The organism is Shewanella sp. Koi 1 (assembly GCF_052907445.1).
The window spans coordinates 896,796-912,714 of record NZ_JBREJM010000001.1; the positions used below are offsets into that span (position 1 = coordinate 896,796).

A 15,919-nucleotide genomic window follows, 5' to 3' on the forward strand; every position below is an offset into this window, starting at 1 on the left:
TGAAGCTATAAATTAACAAGGCGACCCTAGGGTCGCCTTTTTTTGTTCTCTAGACTCAAAACTAAGGTTTTTCTTTCGCTTCCTCAGGTTCGGTTTCGGCGGAAATTTGTGTTTTCCTGTCGGATAACTGCTGTATTGCCTGGGTGTTATTTGAGGTTAAGCCATTAAAATGGTCGTTAATTTTATTGAGCTGGCTGATGTATTCAGGGTCATCCTTTTCCTTATGTTGCCAGTAACGCTGCCGCTCCAATTTTTGTAATTCACTGGCCCTTAGGATTTCGAAATAGCTGTTTTCCTGCTTTAGCCGATACAGCTCGGCATCGAGTAATTGCAGCAATTTTTCCTTAGAAATCGTTTGGCTATTGAGCAAGGATTGCAGTGGGTCGACAGGCGTCTCACGTTTGTCTGAATCGGTTTCCGTGGTGATCCCTAGCTGATACTCAATCTTATGTTGGCTATATTCCTGCGGGCAGGCGGTTTGGCTAAAGACGACCTTATCGTCCTTGCGACATTTATAGACGGTATTCGCCAGCGCCGCTGTTGGCAGTGCCATACAAATAAGAGTCACTATGAGTCTTGCCATTCGACGACAGATCCTTTGTATCCGCGATGATGAATAAAATACGTATTGCTACTGCGTCAGATTGAAGCTGAGTCTGCGTGTTCTTTAAACTCTAGCAGCTATATATCCGAGGGGCAGAAATACTTGTTACTTAGCATTAACAACCGTGAATACTATGGCGTAACTCAAAGAATAAAACCAGTTTTTTGACGATGGAATTTTTTTGACACTCAATAGATTGAGACGCGTCTGCGCAGAACCGCACAAACAAAAAAGGAGCCTAAGCTCCTTTTTGATGATGCTAAAAAACCTTAGCGGTCGAAGCGCAGATTATCGATAAGACGCGCCTTACCTAAGTAAGCGGCGGCCAGAATCACTAGCGCTTGATCCGCAGCTTCCGCATGGGCCAGGGTGGTGGCATGGCGAACTTCTAAGTAATCCGGGATGAAGCCTGCGGCGATAAGGCTCGTTTTAGCTTCCGCGGTGACTTGTTCGATGCTCACGCCTTGCTTAATGCCTTGCGCCATGGCATCGATGGCTTTTTTCAGCGCCGGCGCCGCGGCTTTTTCTTCCGCCGTCAGGTAGCCATTGCGTGAACTCATGGCTAAGCCCGAGGCTTCACGAATGGTATCCACACCAATAATTTCAATCGGCAGTGACAAGTCTTCAACCATAGTGTGGATCACTAAGAGTTGCTGATAATCCTTGTTGCCAAAGAAAGCGACATCGGGCTGCACTATGTTGAACAGTTTGCAGACGACAGTAGCAACGCCACGGAAGTGGCCGGGGCGACTGGCGCCGCAGAGTATATCGGAAATTCCCGGTACTTCGACATAGGTTTGCTGCGCCAAGCCTTTAGGATAAATAATCGCAGGCGTTGGGGTGAACAGCAGCTCGGCGCCCGCGGCGGTCAGCGCTTGGCTGTCGGCCTCTAAGGTGCGCGGGTAGGCATCGAGATCTTCGTTCTGCCCGAACTGCATAGGATTCACGAAGATTGATACGACCACATGGTCGCATTTCTTCGTCGCTTCTTTCACTAAGGTGATGTGTCCCTGATGGAGATTGCCCATGGTAGGCACAAAGGCGACGGTCTCGCCCTTGGCACGCCATGCTCGCACTTGAGTACGAATATCATCGATATGGGCGCTAGTGATCATTAACTCTTACCTTGCTAAAACTTGAAATAGTCGTCTGTGTGCTTAGCACTATTTAGCTCAATGAGTGCTAGCACGCTTAGTTAAACGTGTGATCAGCACTTGGGAAGGTGCCATTGGCCACTTCTTCAATATAAGCGCGTACCGCCGAGCGGATTTCACCGGTTTGCTTAAGGTAGTTCTTTGAAAAACGTGGAATATAACCACTCGAAATACCGAGCACGTCGTGCATTACCAGGATCTGACCATCTGTCGTGGCGCCTGCGCCGATGCCGATCACAGGGATAGTTAATGCTTGAGTGATGGCGGTGGCGAGTGATGCCGGAATACATTCAACTACTAACAGCTGCGCACCAGCGGCTTCTAAGGCCTTGGCTTCATCGAGAATGCGCTGGGCATTTTCAGCATCGCGGCCTTGTACCTTAAAACCACCAAAAACGTGTACCGATTGTGGGGTGAGGCCCAAGTGGGCGCAGACAGGAATGCCGCGCTCGGTCAGTTTAGTCACGGTTTCGAGTAACCAGTGACCGCCTTCCAGCTTGACCATATTAGCACCCGCCTGCATCAGTGCAGTGGCGTTTTCCATGGCTTGTTCTGGTGTGGCGTAACTCATAAATGGCATGTCGGCGATCAGCAGTGAACGCTCGATACCGCGACGCACACAACGGGTGTGATAGGCGATGTCGGCTGTCGTGACGGGCAGCGTATCATCATGGCCTTGCAGAACCATTCCCAAAGAATCGCCGACCAGTAGCACATCGATGCCTTCGCCGTCGAACGCACTGGCAAAGCTGGCATCATAGGCTGTCAGAGCGGTGAATTTTCTACCTTCCTGTTTGTATTTCAACAGGGTTGAGCTAGTAACTTTAGACATATGGGTGATCTTCAAACCAAATAGAAGTGGTGTTATAAGCTAACTGGGGGCTGACTTCAATGATCATTGCCCAGTAGTTGTAACTCGGCCAAGAATTTTTCACTGATAAGACTGCGTAGCGGCGTTTTACAAGGTAACACCAGATCCGGTGCTATGGCCGCCAAGGGCACTAGCACAAAACTACGCTCCTTCATGCCGTAGTGTGGCACTTTGAGTCTGGGCTCATCGATAATGGCATCGCCATATAAGAGTAAGTCGAGATCTAAGGTTCTGGGGCCCCAACGTTCTTTACGAACACGGCCCTGAGTGTTTTCAATCTCTTGTAGTGCATCTAACAGGGCGATGGGTGCCAGAGAGGTCTCAAAGCTGGCAACGGCATTGATATAGTCGGGTTGCACTACGTCCCCCATGGGGGCGGAGCCGTAATAGGGCGATACCTTAAGACTTTGATTTTCAGCTAAGGCGGACAAGGCCGCAACGGCATTGTCCAACTGGGTTTTAGGATCTTCAAGATTAGCCCCGAGGGCGACAAAAACCTGAGTCATTATTCGGCGGCTTTGGCTTTAGCGGCACTCGGGCGACGGCGACGGCGCTGTGGTGAATTGCGGTTACGGTTACCCGCCGCTTTGTTACCACTGCGGGCGATATTCATACGCTCGGTTTCATCCGCTTCAACAAATTGTTGCCACCAAGCGGCACTCTTGGCGACATTGCCACCTTCTACTTCGCCGCGTAGTAACAGCAAGTCATAGGCCGCCCTAAATTTAGGGTGCTCTAACAGTTTAAAGGCGCGAGTGCCTTGGCTGCGATCGAAGCGTAATTGCAATTGCCAAATGTCTTTGGCAGGCGTACTAAACCGGCGCGGAATACTGATGGTTTGACATTGCTGCTCAATCACATCACCCATGGCGGCAAAAAACGCATCGTATAAGGTCAGGCCGCTTTCAACCGCGATATCTTCGGCGCGTTGGCGCAGGGGATACCAGAGGATCGCCGCATAGAAGAAGGACGGGGTAACTGGTTTATCTTCGTTCACGCGCGCGTCCGTGCTCTTCATGATGGCTTGCACCATCTTCATCGCAGGGCCCTTAGGCGCATCTTTTAATTGGGCATCGACTTGCGGGAAGAGCGGCGCGAACAGCTTATATTCCTGCATCATCTCAAAGTTGGCCATGGCTTTGCCGGCGAAGAAGAGTTTGAGCACTTCTTCATACATGCGGGCGGCTGGAATGTCCTTGAGCAGTGGCGCTAACTGTTTGATAGGTTTAGCGGTTACTTCTTCAATCGCCATGCTGAGCTTAGTGGCAAAACGCACAGCTCTGAGCATACGCACTGGATCTTCACGGTAACGAGTTTCGGGATCGCCAATCAGCCTTAAGGTGCCAGCCTTAAGATCTTCCATGCCGCCGCCATAGCTGCGGATAGAGTAGTCGCTGATATCGTAGTAAAGGGCGTTGACGGTAAAATCGCGGCGCTCTGCGTCTTCATCAATTTCGCCGTACACGTTATCCCTGAGCAAACGCCCTTCGGCATTGGCTTTAGAAATCTTTTCATTGCTGTCGCCGTGGTGGCCACGGAAGGTGGCAACTTCAATCACATCGCGGCCAAACACAATATGGGCGAGGCGGAAGCGGCGTCCGACTACGCGACAATTGCGAAACAGCTTTTTAATTTCTTCCGGCGTCGCATTGGTCACAACGTCGAAGTCTTTCGGTTCGAGTCCGAGGAGTAAATCCCGTACGCCCCCACCGACTAAATAGGCCTGAAAACCTGATTTATTCAATCGGTATAATACCTTAAGTGCGTTTTCGCTGATCTGCTTGCGGGAAATCGAATGCGCATCCCGAGGCACGAGCGACAAGCTTAAGCCGCCTGAAGTGAGTTCTGGCGTTTGGGGTTCAATCTGAGCTGGAGTCGGAGCGGTCGTTTTAGGCGCGTCTTCAAATAGCTGCTTGCAGAATTGGCTGATACGGCGAAAAATGGGACACCTCGGAATGTATCTGTTATGTGATTAAAAATCTGGCGGCTATGATATACCAATTGCGCACCGATGGGTATATCGCGATTTTTGAGCTATGCCACGACTTAGCACAGCTAAAATGATGCTTTTTGGCCGCAACTCGCTCAACGGGGTTAAGGTGCTATCAAGATTTCCCGCTGCTTCGGAATGGCCGACAGTTGAAACTGCGCCACCGCTTGGGCCAGCATTTGCGGCGCCGTTGTTGGCTCCACTGGTGCTTGGCCTAAAAAGGTGAGGGCAGCATTAAGGCTCGCCTGCGGATGCTGTTTATCGATAGCCTGCGCATGGTTTTGTTTCGACAGCTTAAATCCCGGCGTTAAACAGGCTAAGGGTAAGTGCAGCCACTGCGGCGCGCTTAGGTCAAAGGTTTGATACAGGCTTAATTGGCGGCAACTGGCTTCGATTAAATCATAGCCCCGCACCACTTCGGTAATGCCTTGATAGGCATCATCTAGCACCACGGCGAGTTGATAGGCGTACAGGCCATCGCTGCGTTTGATAATAAAATCTTCCGCGGCAAAGGCATGGTCCACGACGACTTTTCCCATCAGGTTATCGCTAAATTCGGCGACTTGTTGTCGATTGACAATGCGGATTGCACCCGATTGATGTGGTGTGGCTAACTGATGGCAGCGACCATCGTAAATCCCGCCCATGGCTTGGATCTGTTTACGACTACACTGGCAAAAGTAGGCATTATCTTCGGCGAGTAACTCGTCGAGCTTGGCTTGATAGGCCTCGGTGCGCGCACTCTGGTACAGCACAGTGTTATCCCATTCGAAACCGTAGGCTTCTAAGGTACGTAAAATATCATCGGCTGCGCCCGCAACTTCCCGCGGTGGATCAATATCTTCAACGCGAATTAACCACTTTCCCCCTAATGAGCGCGCCCGCAGATAACTGCCAAGGGCGGCGATCAGTGAGCCAAAATGCAGTGCGCCCGAGGGCGAAGGGGCAAAACGGCCAACATAGGGTTGCAAAGTAGAAGTGTTGGAAGAGTGAGTCGCCATCATAGGAATGTGCAGGAATAACCAGTCAAAGTGGCTGTATTTTAGGGGGATACGAACAAAAAAGCGAAGTGAAACGAGAGGATGTTAATGCAAGACGCACAAACAAGTAGGCGGGGAAATCCCCGCCCGAGATGGCCGATTAACCCGCCATTTGCTTCTCTTTGATCTCTGCAAGCGTTTTACAGTCGATACATTGATCGGCCGTTGGACGCGCTTCGAGACGGCGAATACCGATTTCGATACCGCAGGTTTCACAGAAGCCAAAATCGTCTTCTTCGATTTTTTGTAGGGTTTTCTCGATCTTCTTGATCAGTTTACGTTCTCTGTCACGGGCACGCAGTTCGAGACTGAACTCTTCTTCTTGCGCTGCACGGTCTACAGGATCAGGAAAGTTTGCTGCTTCGTCCTGCATGTGACTCAGAGTACGGTCGACTTCCTCACGCAACTGATTGCGCCAAGCTTCAAGAATGATCTTGAAGTGACCCAGTTGCTTAGCGTTCATATACTCCTCACCCGGCTTTTCCTGGTAGGGACTTACACCTGCGATAGCGAGTACGCCAAGTTTTTTGGTGCCTTCAGGCATAACGCATCTCCTGTCATCATTTGCGTTGTAGGGCGTCCTTAAGAACGGCCGCTATCTATATCAGAATCTTCACATTGAGGCAAATTTTTCATTTCACCTTGGCAGAATTTTTTGATTGCCTTCGCTAATTGAAATGAAAATGCATTTTACTGAATCTTAACATCATACTCGGACTGGACAAGCGTGGGCTAGATGTATCTCACTCGCAGAAATCTCACAGCGATAAGCTAGGACTTCTACTCCCGATAAAACAGCCTTTTTCAACAGGTTAGCATATTCTGAGTCGATATGTGCCGCGGGGGCCACGCTGTGGATGTCTGTGTGCTGCACCACAAATAGCAAGACGGCTCTATGCCCAAGGCTGGCCATGTGCATTAATTCCCGCAGATGTTTTTGGCCGCGAAGACTCACCGCATCGGGGAAATAACCTTGGCCATCCTCGAGCAAAGTACAACTTTTGACTTCAATATAACAGGCGGGTTTTTGAGCAGCCTCAAGCAAGATATCGATGCGGCTGTTTTCATCGCCGTACTTCACTTCGCGGCTTAAGCTGTCGTAGCCTGTAAGTTCGGTGATGACACCTTTATTAAGCGCTTCCTCGACTAGGGCGTTGGCATTGCCCGAATGGATGCCGATAAGGCCACCCGTTGGCGTGGTCATTAACTCCCATGTATGGGCACATTTACGTTTAGGATTGTTAGAAGTCGAAAACCATACGGTTTCACCGGGGAACAGGCAGTTACGCATTGAACCGGTATTGGGGCAATGCAGGGTGATTTCAGTGCCGTCTTCGAGTTGAACATCGGCGAGAAAACGTTTGTAGCGCTGGAGCAACTTTCCCGATTTCAGTGCTGGACTAAAGTGCATGCTATAACCTGTAGCGAGGTGATTTGGGCGCCCAAGACTAACAAATTTCGCAAATGTTTACAGATTTTACCTCGGTAACTTAGGCCGATGGCTTTCAGTCCTTGCCTGCTAGCAGTAAACTGCCGCCAACCCCGTTGTACTTTGTATACCCCAAAAGCCTGAGGATGCAGGAGCTCTCACCTCAAGTTGCATGGGTATAGCGCAAGAACAAATTAAAATAAGGACCCCTCATGAGTGAACTTAAAGTGACTGAAGTGATGAGAGTTGAGTTAACCAAAGATACCCCTGCTGCCCATTGGGGCAAAGCCGATGTGACCTTCAATGCCGAAGGCGCATTAGTCCACTTAGGTGGTGGCGATGAGCTGCGTCAAATTCAAATGGCGGCGCGTAAGTTACGCAATCAGGGGATCAGCACTGTTGCCTTAGCAGGCGCTCTTTGGGATCTGAATAGCCAATGGGTATTCGCCCAAGGTTTTGCCACAGCCAAACCCGGTTACAAGATCCAATGGTGCGGCGATGACGCAGTACAAGCCGAGTTACAACGTCGCTTAGAAGTGGCGACATTTGCCCGTCAATTGATCAACGACACCCCTGAAAATCTGTCTCCGGTGAAACTGGCGCAGCAAGCAGCCAAGTGGTTAGCCGAACTCGGTGGCGCTAAGGTGAGCTACCGTATTATTGAAGGCGAAGCATTATTAGAAGAGCAGTGGATTGGGATCCATGCCGTAGGCCGTGGCAGTGAGCGTCCACCAGCGATGTTAGAGCTAGACTTTAACCCGCTGTCAGCCGATGCCCCTGTATCTGTTGCCTTAGTGGGTAAAGGGATTACCTTCGACTCAGGCGGTTACAGCATTAAAGCCTCTGAAGGCATGCTGGGGATGAAGTGCGATATGGGCGGCGCCGCCACTGTGACGGCCGCTTTAGGTTTAGCGATTAAATCGGGTCTGAACAAACGCGTTAAGTTATTCCTCTGCTGCGCTGAAAACCTGATCAGCGGCCGTGCCTATAAGCTGGGCGATATCCTCACCTACAAAAATGGCGTGACAGTTGAAGTGGTTAACACCGATGCCGAAGGGCGCTTAGTGCTGGCCGATGGTCTGCAAGCGGCTTCTGCGACGGGTGCTCCTTTTATTATTGATGCGGCAACCTTAACTGGCGCAGCTGTGATGGCGGTGGGCTCTAACTACAACGCGATTTTCTCGCCACAGACCGAAGTGTTACAACTGGCGCAGCAAAAAGCCTCGACAGTGGCCGAGCGTGTATGGCCATTGCCACTGGACCCTTGGCACAAAGACATGTGTCCATCGGCCTATGCTGACACCGCAAACAGCCGCCCGGTAAAAGGCGGTGGTGCTGGTGGCGCTTCTAATGCGGCGGGCTTCCTGTGGCGTTTCGTTTCGCCAGAAGCCAAGTGGTTACACGTGGATTTAGCGGCGGCCTTCGAAGATTCGGCTTCTGCACTATGGGGCGCTGGCGCGACTACCCACGGCGTGCTGACCATCAGTGAGCTGATTAAAGGCTAAGTTTGCTTTCCGAGTGAGTTTGCCTTTACAGCTAAGCTTGCGAGTGAAGCTTCTTATTGTATTAAAACCGCCTTCGGGCGGTTTTTTTATTGCATAAAATTAATGGGTGGGCAGTATGAGTCTTTATATGTTTATTTTTATGATTCAGCGTATTAGCGGTTGGCTATTACTATGGCCATAGCTAGGGCTAGGGCTAGGGCTAGGGCAATTTATCGGGATGACTATGCTAAGGATACGTAAAGCGACGCAATTAGATGCCAAGGCCTGCTGGGATATCCGCAATGCGGCGATTAATAAAGGCTGCGCCGGATTTTATACTCAAGATGACTTACAGATTTGGACCCAGGGTGAATTGACTGAATCTTTTCGTCGTATGGTGGGCGCGCATTTTTATGTGGCTGAAATCCTTAATGAAACAACCCAAGAACCAGCTGTGGTGGGCACCATCATGTTGGATGAACCCTATGCTCAAGTTGAGGCGCTGTTTGTCTCCCCCGAGGCGATGGGCTTAGGTGTTGGTAAGTCGTTACTGCAATTTATTGAAACCAAGGCTTTTAATCTCGGCCTTGCCCAATTGCGATTAGAGTCGACCTTAAATGCGGTCGAATTTTATCGTCGCTGCGGTTTTGGTGGTGAAGGCCTAGAGGAAGACGCCGTCTATTGCTCACCCCGCGGTATCGCCTTGGATTGTCGGGTGATGTACAAAAACTTAGGGCGCTTAACTTCACGCCGTTAACTGGGCACAGATTGAAAATCTGGGCTGATAAAGCAGGATGTGGAATTAACTGCTAAGACTTAACGCAAGATGGGCTTGCTGGCATAGCCAAGGGAATCAACAGATCAAGCATTGAAGTGGAACACTTCTAATACTTGTTTTGAAGGGTTGCTGGCATAGCCAAGGGAATCAGCAGATCAAGCATTGATGTGGAATTAACTGCTAAGACTTAATGCAAGATGGGGTTGCTGGGATAGCCAAGGGAATCAACAGATCAAGCATTTAAGTGGAATTCACTTCTAGAATTTGTTTTGAAGGGTTGTTGGCACACCCAAGGGAATCAACAGATCAAGATGGGGGAATTAACTCCCAAGAGTATGCCAACTATCGTTCTTTCGCCTGAAATCCCGATGCCAACAAGATTAACTTCAATGGCTTAAATCAAGCTTAATCTATTGCTCAAAAAGGCTTTATTTCATTAGCCTTTAGTCAAACGTTAACTCTATCTCAGTTCGCCTGCGGGCTATTAAGCTGCTGGCGTTTTTCCATTAAATCTTTAATCAAGGGTGTGAGGATCAGCTCCATTGCGAGGGACATTTTGCCGCCCGGCACCACTAAAGTGTTGACCCGTGACATAAAGGAGCCTTGGATCATGCTCAAATAATAGGGGAAGTCGACGTTGTTGATGCCGCGAAAACGGATCACCACAAAGCTTTCATCTAGGCTTGGAATATCTTTGGCGCTAAAGGGGTTAGAAGTATCTACCGTCGGCACCCGTTGGAAGTTGATATGGGTACGGGAAAACTGCGGCGTCATATGCTTAATATAATCGTCCATGCTGCGCACGATTGAGCCCATGACTTTTTCGCGGCTATGACCTCGCTCCGAGGTGTCACGAATGATCTTTTGGATCCACTCCAAGTTAACAATAGGCACCATGCCGATCAGCAAATCCACATGCTGGGCCACATTGGCATCACCCGTGACTACGCCACCATGTAAGCCTTCGTAATACAACATATCGGTGTTTTCAGGCAGTGGACGCCATTGAGTGAAGGTGCCCGGCATTTGGTTAAAAGGCACAGCCTCATCGAAGGTATGTAAATAGCTGCGGGTTTCGCCTTGGCCCGTGGCACCGTAATCGCGAAAGCACTGCTCTAGGCGGGCAAAGTTATTGGCCTCGGGGCCAAAGTAACTCAGATTGCGATTCTCAGCCTGGGATTTACGGATCATCACTTCCATCTCTGCACGGGTAAAGTGATGAAAACTATCGCCTTCTACGAAGGCGGCGTTGATCCCAAGTTGGCGAAAGATATGACTAAAGGCGGTAGTAGTAGTGGTGGTTCCTGCGCCGGATGAGCCTGTAACTGCAATAATCGGATGTTTTGCTGACATTTTTTCTACCTAGCTAGGAACCTAAAGAGCCGCTCATTGGGAGCGATAAACCGTATAAGCTATTTATACGGCACAGGGATACTGGTGGTCAATCTTGCCGTTTTGCCACTTGGTCGGCATGGCGAATGGCAAAGGATTCATCGTCCTCGCTGTATTCCAAGACGAGTTTGCCTTGTTTAAGTGCTTGTTGGCATTGCACTATTGCCACTGATAGTTCTTGCTCATCTAGGCTAGTAAAACTACCATCCTCCACTTGGCCTAAAAGATATTCGCGGATCAAATTGGCTAACGTCTCTTTGGGGAGCTGGAGTAAAGCATCGTAGGGGATAAGCATTCGGGTTCCTTAAGGTGCCGATGAAGCATCATTGGCGAGTAAAAAGTCTAAAATACGCCGCTCTAGATAATAGCGTGGCTTCCAAGGTGTACCACCCTCAATAAAACCGACATGGCCACCATGGGCATGTAATTCATATTCCACATGATCCGAAAGCTGGCTGGAATGCGGGATAACGGCATCCGTCATAAAGGGATCGTCCTTGGCGTGCAAGATCAGCGTTGGCTTAGTGATGCACTTGATAAAGGGGAGGCCGCTGGCGCGGGTGTAGTAATCTTCAACGCCCAAAAATCCATGGAGTGGTGCGGTGACTTTATCGTCAAAGTCATAAAAAGTATTGAGATTAGCAACTTGCATAGGGCTCAATGCCATCGTACCCGCCAGTTCGGGGTCAGCGAGCTTTTGATTGACCTTATGCTGTAACTGTTTGATTAAATGGCTTTGATACACCTTTGAAAAACCATTTTCTAAGCGTTTGGCGCAGGCCGATAATTGCAGCGGCGCCGACACGACTACCGCGCGACTCAACAGGCTATGCTCTTGATATTCGCCTTGATATTTGGTCAGCACATTGCCGCCTAAGCTGTAACCCACGGCTAATAAAGGTGATTGCGGGTACGTTTGTTGCAGCAGGCTTAGGCTAAACTGCAGGTCGTCAGTATCGCCACTGTGGTAGCTACGGGCGAGGCGATTGGTTTCCCCTGAGCAGCTTCTGTGATGGTGAACTACTGCCGCTAACCCTTGCTCTTTACAGGCTTGCAGAATGCGTCTGGCATAATGGGACTGGGCACTGCCCTCTAATCCATGAATGATGACCACAATCGGTTTGCCGACTTGGGGCCTTGCTTGCCAATCTAAATCGATAAAATCGCCGTCGGGAAGCTCGAGTCGTTGTCGCTCAAGCACAGGTTTGGCCACTTTAGTGAAAACGGGCAGAATAGTTTGTACATGGGGACTTTTGGCCCACCAAGGCGGATTAAAAACGTTTGGCATGGGATCTTATCTTGATATCAACTATTGCTGAAAATTAAAACGTGTGTTTAATTTAGATTCGCGGTCATTGTAGCACAATAATTTAACACTTAGCGTCTTGGGGAGACATCGATGAATAGACGAACCTTTTTACTGGGCGCGTTTGCCGGTACGGCGGCGATTGCCTTGGGGGTGAATCTCTACTCTCCCGAATTCAGCCTGCCCGATGAAGGCGAAGGTAAAGACTATCGTTTGTTATTCGGTGTGCTGCTACCAGTGATGCTTGATGGCGCCTTACCCGATGTGGCATCCCATAAACAGGCGGCACAAAATCGCACCTTAGATACCATTAAGCAATCGATTGATGTACTGCCCGACGAGCAGCAGGCAGAGCTGTTCGAGCTGCTGGATATGCTGGAAAATCGTCTCGGCTTACTGCTGCTAACCTCGAGTATGACGCCACTGTTGATGCGCTCACTCGGCGAATTAACCCAAATGTTGGAAACCTGGCGCCACAGCTACTTTGCGTTATTGCAAACGGCTTATTTAGGCCTGCGGGAATTAGTGATGGCCAGCTATTACGCCTGTCCCGAGCATTGGAGCCGACTTCACTACGCCAAGCCTGAATTGTTTAAATAGGCTGAATTTCTAATAATAACAATAGTATGAAGATGGAGTATTCCAAGTGGCAATCATAGATCCCATAGTGACAGGCTTAAATTCCGGTTGGTTACATACCGATGCCAGTCAATTGCAAGAGAACCAGCAATTTGAAGCCGATGTGGTGATTGTGGGTACGGGCGCTGGCGGCGGTGTGGCGGCGGAGATCCTCACTCAAGCAGGGCTCAGTGTGATCATGATTGAAGCGGGGCCGCTTAAATCCTCCAGCGATTTTAATATGGAGGAGCGAGTCGCGTACCCGAATTTGTACCAACAGGCTGCGGCGATGAAAACCGCCGATAAGGCGATTGGTATTTTCCAAGGTCGCGCCGTGGGGGGGCGACCACCATCAATTGGACCACTTCCATCCGTACGCCAAAGGAAGCCTTAGCCTTTTGGGCGCAGCATAAATCCGTTGCGGGGCTTGACTCCGAAGCCCTCGCGCCTTGGTTCGAGCAGATGGAGCAGCGGCTCAATATTCACGAATGGAATTATGAACCTAACCGCAATAACGGCGCGCTTAAGCAAGGCTGTATCAATCTAGGTTGGGAATATACCGTCATCAAGCGCAATGTGGCGGGCTGTTGGAATACTGGCTATTGCGGTATGGGCTGCCCAGTTAATGCCAAGCAATCGATGTTAATCACGACAATTCCGAGCGCATTAGAGAAGGGAGCACAGCTGATTAGTCGCGCCAAAGTCGTTAAGATTGAACACCATAATGGCCAGGTCTTTGCCCTCAAGGCGCAGGCGCTCGATGTTAATTTACGGCCGACGTCGGTCGAACTGCTGTTTAAAGCCAAACACTATATTTTAAGCGCTGGCGCTATTCACACGCCGACTCTAATGATGCGCTCCGAGGTGCCCGATCCCTATCAGCTGTTGGGCAAACGTACTTTTTTACATCCCACAGTGCTTTCTGGCGGCGTATTTGCCGATACGATAAATGCCCACAGCGGTGCGCCGCAATCTATCTATTCCGATGAATTTGTTTGGAAAAACGGCGCCGATGGCGAGTTAGGCTACAAGCTTGAGGTGCCGCCGGTGCATCCGATTTTGATTGCCTCTAAGACCATAGGTTACGGCATAAGCCATGCTGAGCTGATGGCACAGTTTAATCAGCTACAGGTCACCATTGCCTTGGTTCGTGACGGCTATCATCCCGACAGCCAAGGTGGGCAAGTGCATTTAACCCCTACGGGCTTTACATTAGATTACCCGCTCACAGAGGCTTTTTGGCGGGCGGCGCGGCGAGCCTACGCCAGCATGGCCGAATTGCAATTTTCGGCGGGGGCATTAAAAGTGCTACCCATCAGCGATGGTATGCCCTATCTGTCGTCATGGAAGGAGGCAAAAGAGAGCATAGCCCAAATGGATTTAGCGCCGCTAAAGACGGTGGTGGCCTCGGCTCACGTGATGGGCGGTTGTCCCTTTGGTGAGGATGAAAAGCTCTCTATGGTCAATAGCTATGGTCAGTCACATTATCTGGATAATCTGTCGGTGATGGACGGCTCTATCTTTCCGACCAGCCTTGGGGCCAATCCGCAGCTGTCGATTTATGGCATTACCGCGCGCAATGCCACTGCGCTGGCGCAAAAGCTGACCGATGGTAAAGGCTGATATTTCCTCTGCATCGGGTGGCATATTGCCGTATAAGTCTGTCGCTACGACTTATGCGGTATAAACCCAAGGAGCCGTCTACTTGAGTTACATGGCGCTAATGGGTAAATGGCCTGTTTTTACTAAGATAATGGTTTCCTCTTCAACAAAAGGAAAATGGCCGCTCATATGAGGGCTGCGTATCCAAGTGTGGCGTGGATATTCGCCAAATTCATCTTGAAACTTGCCGGATAACACTAAGATTTCCTCACCACCAAAATGCCGATGTGGCTGAAATCTCTCACCTTTAGGCCATTTTACTAGCGCGGTATGTTGATGCTCAAACTCGTGTAGTGGCATGACTTGTAAGCCACCAATACCCGGTAACCATTGGGTCTGTTGGGTATTCATTCTGATAAGCTCAAGATCGCGGCGGATCGAATTGGTTAAGTTTTACGAAAATCACGCAACCTGTTTGGCTAAAAGGGGCATGTTGGCTCCCTGGTGGATGGCGAAGATAAGTACCCGCGGGATAATCACCGTTTTCATCGGAAAATACGCCCTCAAGCACAAAGATTTCTTCGCCCAATGGATGCTTATGAGTCGCAAACTGCGAGCCTGCTTCATATTTCACTATGCTGGTGGTGTGCCCTGACTCCTTAGCCTCCCGTTCCAGAGGTTTACGCCACACCCCTTGAGCCGGGCTTGGCAACCAAGGTTGTGGCTGCGTATGGATAACGATACGCTGGTTAAAGTTCATATTAAGCATAGTGTTAGACCTGATTTAATCTTATGAAATGATTTATGTTTTGCCTTTAGTGCTCGTCTATTGAGTCATCTATCAGTTACGTCCTGCCATCACACCACCATCAATATCCCAAATTGCGCCAGTTACCCAACTCGTATCATCGGATAACAAAAAGCATACGCTATTTGCCACATCGGCAGGGGTGCCGACTCGTCCAATTGGATGAAAAGCATCAAAGCTTGCAAGCACTTGGTCTCGCTCTTCCTTTGGAATAAAGGCGTTATAGATTGGCGTATTCACTACCGCGGGTGAAACCGCATTGACTCGAATATGCTTGTCCGCCAGTTCCATCGCTAAGTGTTGGGTTAATGCGTGTAGCCCGGCTTTTGCCATTGAATATGCCGACGAAGGCGTGGCTTTAACCGCTTGTTTTGCCCACATAGAACCTATGTTCACTATACTACCACCGCCCACATCGATCATCTTGAGGGTGACAGCCTGCGTGATGGTAAATAGCGCTTTATTTAACCCCATATACAGTTCGTAATCCGCTTCAGTGTGGTCAATAAAGGATTTGGGATTGAAATAACCCGCCGCATTGACTAGGTAGCCGACCTTATGCTCAAGTTGGTTAATGTGTGTAATGAGCCGATTAAGATCCGCAGCTTGGTAAAGGTTGGCTTGAAAACCTTCTATCTGTAATTCAGGCGTTGCACATGCCTGTTTAAGTGCCGAGACGGCGGCGGTGAGTTTTTCTTGCTGATTACCCACGATAAGCACTGATACGCCTTGCTTGGTCAGTTGTTTTGCGGTTTCAAAACCGATGCCGCTGCTACCACCGATAATAATGGCGAGATTTGAGGTATTAAATTGCATTTGCTACTCCTAAGTATTATCAAGGTG

At 49.7% G+C, this 15,919-nt stretch carries 15 protein-coding genes and 2 pseudogenes; 4 read left to right on the top strand and 13 right to left on the bottom strand.

Translation table 11 applies throughout. The features are described from left to right. Positions 1–61: 61 nt before the first annotated feature. The 8 genes from ACUZ8J_RS04005 to sfsA all read right to left on the bottom strand — a co-directional run bounded on the left by ACUZ8J_RS04005 (position 62) and on the right by sfsA (position 7,070). Positions 62–583 carry a DUF4124 domain-containing protein gene (locus ACUZ8J_RS04005; protein ID WP_446693138.1) on the bottom strand — a complete coding sequence of 174 codons (522 nt, stop codon included), beginning with the start codon at positions 581–583 and terminating at the stop codon, positions 62–64. Between the two features lie 290 nt (positions 584–873). After that, positions 874–1,719: a pantoate--beta-alanine ligase gene (panC, locus tag ACUZ8J_RS04010; protein WP_446693139.1), complete on the bottom strand. Its 846-nt coding sequence runs from the start codon at positions 1,717–1,719 to the stop codon at positions 874–876. A 76-nt stretch (positions 1,720–1,795) separates the two neighbouring features. Further along, positions 1,796–2,590 carry a 3-methyl-2-oxobutanoate hydroxymethyltransferase gene (gene panB / locus ACUZ8J_RS04015; RefSeq protein WP_416920002.1) on the bottom strand — a complete coding sequence of 265 codons (795 nt, stop codon included), beginning with the start codon at positions 2,588–2,590 and terminating at the stop codon, positions 1,796–1,798. A 56-nt stretch (positions 2,591–2,646) separates the two neighbouring features. Continuing rightward, positions 2,647–3,135, bottom strand: a complete 489-nt coding sequence (gene folK / locus ACUZ8J_RS04020; RefSeq protein WP_446693140.1) for a 2-amino-4-hydroxy-6-hydroxymethyldihydropteridine diphosphokinase — start codon at positions 3,133–3,135, stop codon at positions 2,647–2,649. Then, positions 3,135–4,442, bottom strand: a complete 1,308-nt coding sequence (locus tag ACUZ8J_RS04025) for a polynucleotide adenylyltransferase PcnB (protein WP_446694901.1) — start codon at positions 4,440–4,442, stop codon at positions 3,135–3,137. Before ACUZ8J_RS04025 ends, folK begins: the two co-directional genes overlap by 1 nt. A gap of 281 nt (positions 4,443–4,723) precedes the next feature. Beyond that, entirely contained in the window at positions 4,724–5,620 is an 897-nt protein-coding gene (gene gluQRS / locus ACUZ8J_RS04030; protein WP_446694902.1) for a tRNA glutamyl-Q(34) synthetase GluQRS, read from the bottom strand. Between the two features lie 139 nt (positions 5,621–5,759). Continuing rightward, a complete protein-coding gene (gene dksA, locus ACUZ8J_RS04035) occupies positions 5,760–6,203 on the bottom strand; it encodes an RNA polymerase-binding protein DksA (RefSeq protein WP_011718198.1) in 444 nt (147 codons plus the stop codon). Between the two features lie 162 nt (positions 6,204–6,365). After that, on the bottom strand, positions 6,366–7,070 hold the full coding sequence (gene sfsA, locus ACUZ8J_RS04040) for a DNA/RNA nuclease SfsA (protein WP_446693141.1): 705 nt from the start codon (positions 7,068–7,070) through the stop codon (positions 6,366–6,368). Between the two features lie 230 nt (positions 7,071–7,300). Between sfsA and pepB the strand changes: the two genes are divergently transcribed. Together pepB and ACUZ8J_RS04050 are read left to right on the top strand one after the other, a co-directional pair. Continuing rightward, the gene (gene pepB, locus ACUZ8J_RS04045) at positions 7,301–8,593 is read left to right on the top strand and encodes an aminopeptidase PepB (RefSeq protein ID WP_133179911.1); all 1,293 of its coding nucleotides are present in this window, start codon (positions 7,301–7,303) and stop codon (positions 8,591–8,593) included. A 223-nt stretch (positions 8,594–8,816) separates the two neighbouring features. Then, complete coding sequence (locus ACUZ8J_RS04050; protein ID WP_446693142.1) at positions 8,817–9,329, top strand: GNAT family N-acetyltransferase; 513 nt, start codon at positions 8,817–8,819, stop codon at positions 9,327–9,329. Positions 9,330–9,815: 486 nt separating this feature from the next. Here ACUZ8J_RS04050 and ACUZ8J_RS04055 read toward each other — a convergent pair whose 3' ends face one another. The 3 genes from ACUZ8J_RS04055 to ACUZ8J_RS04065 form a co-directional block, all read right to left on the bottom strand. Then, complete coding sequence (locus ACUZ8J_RS04055) at positions 9,816–10,703, bottom strand: phosphoribulokinase (protein ID WP_011621530.1); 888 nt, start codon at positions 10,701–10,703, stop codon at positions 9,816–9,818. 88 nt (positions 10,704–10,791) lie between these two features. Beyond that, a complete protein-coding gene (locus tag ACUZ8J_RS04060) occupies positions 10,792–11,037 on the bottom strand; it encodes a YheU family protein (RefSeq protein WP_011627147.1) in 246 nt (81 codons plus the stop codon). A gap of 9 nt (positions 11,038–11,046) precedes the next feature. Beyond that, a complete protein-coding gene (locus ACUZ8J_RS04065; RefSeq protein WP_446693143.1) occupies positions 11,047–12,030 on the bottom strand; it encodes a hydrolase in 984 nt (327 codons plus the stop codon). 111 nt (positions 12,031–12,141) lie between these two features. Here ACUZ8J_RS04065 and ACUZ8J_RS04070 point away from each other — a divergent pair, with 111 nt between their 5' ends. Both ACUZ8J_RS04070 and ACUZ8J_RS04075 read left to right on the top strand, forming a co-directional pair. Then, complete coding sequence (locus ACUZ8J_RS04070; RefSeq protein WP_446693144.1) at positions 12,142–12,648, top strand: TAT leader-containing periplasmic protein; 507 nt, start codon at positions 12,142–12,144, stop codon at positions 12,646–12,648. A 46-nt stretch (positions 12,649–12,694) separates the two neighbouring features. Further along, positions 12,695–14,289: pseudogene (locus tag ACUZ8J_RS04075) on the top strand (GMC family oxidoreductase N-terminal domain-containing protein). Positions 14,290–14,376: 87 nt separating this feature from the next. Here the strand turns inward: ACUZ8J_RS04075 and ACUZ8J_RS04080 are convergent. Further along, a pseudogene (locus ACUZ8J_RS04080) lies at positions 14,377–15,037 on the bottom strand (cupin domain-containing protein). A gap of 72 nt (positions 15,038–15,109) precedes the next feature. Then, positions 15,110–15,892: an SDR family NAD(P)-dependent oxidoreductase gene (locus ACUZ8J_RS04085; RefSeq protein ID WP_446693145.1), complete on the bottom strand. Its 783-nt coding sequence runs from the start codon at positions 15,890–15,892 to the stop codon at positions 15,110–15,112. Positions 15,893–15,919: the final 27 nt, after the last annotated feature.

What these genes read in the sequence shown, in the direction of transcription:
- ACUZ8J_RS04005 (WP_446693138.1), bottom strand. Translation starts at nt 583, where the DNA reads ATGGCAAGACTCATAGTGACTCTTATTTGTATGGCACTGCCAACAGCG.
- panC (WP_446693139.1), bottom strand. Translation starts at nt 1,719, where the DNA reads ATGATCACTAGCGCCCATATCGATGATATTCGTACTCAAGTGCGAGCA.
- panB (WP_416920002.1), bottom strand. Translation starts at nt 2,590, where the DNA reads ATGTCTAAAGTTACTAGCTCAACCCTGTTGAAATACAAACAGGAAGGT.
- folK (WP_446693140.1), bottom strand. Translation starts at nt 3,135, where the DNA reads ATGACTCAGGTTTTTGTCGCCCTCGGGGCTAATCTTGAAGATCCTAAA.
- gluQRS (WP_446694902.1), bottom strand. Translation starts at nt 5,620, where the DNA reads ATGGCGACTCACTCTTCCAACACTTCTACTTTGCAACCCTATGTTGGC.
- dksA (WP_011718198.1), bottom strand. Translation starts at nt 6,203, where the DNA reads ATGCCTGAAGGCACCAAAAAACTTGGCGTACTCGCTATCGCAGGTGTA.
- sfsA (WP_446693141.1), bottom strand. Translation starts at nt 7,070, where the DNA reads ATGCACTTTAGTCCAGCACTGAAATCGGGAAAGTTGCTCCAGCGCTAC.
- pepB (WP_133179911.1), top strand. Translation starts at nt 7,301, where the DNA reads ATGAGTGAACTTAAAGTGACTGAAGTGATGAGAGTTGAGTTAACCAAA.
- ACUZ8J_RS04050 (WP_446693142.1), top strand. Translation starts at nt 8,817, where the DNA reads ATGCTAAGGATACGTAAAGCGACGCAATTAGATGCCAAGGCCTGCTGG.
- ACUZ8J_RS04055 (WP_011621530.1), bottom strand. Translation starts at nt 10,703, where the DNA reads ATGTCAGCAAAACATCCGATTATTGCAGTTACAGGCTCATCCGGCGCA.
- ACUZ8J_RS04060 (WP_011627147.1), bottom strand. Translation starts at nt 11,037, where the DNA reads ATGCTTATCCCCTACGATGCTTTACTCCAGCTCCCCAAAGAGACGTTA.
- ACUZ8J_RS04065 (WP_446693143.1), bottom strand. Translation starts at nt 12,030, where the DNA reads ATGCCAAACGTTTTTAATCCGCCTTGGTGGGCCAAAAGTCCCCATGTA.
- ACUZ8J_RS04070 (WP_446693144.1), top strand. Translation starts at nt 12,142, where the DNA reads ATGAATAGACGAACCTTTTTACTGGGCGCGTTTGCCGGTACGGCGGCG.
- ACUZ8J_RS04085 (WP_446693145.1), bottom strand. Translation starts at nt 15,892, where the DNA reads ATGCAATTTAATACCTCAAATCTCGCCATTATTATCGGTGGTAGCAGC.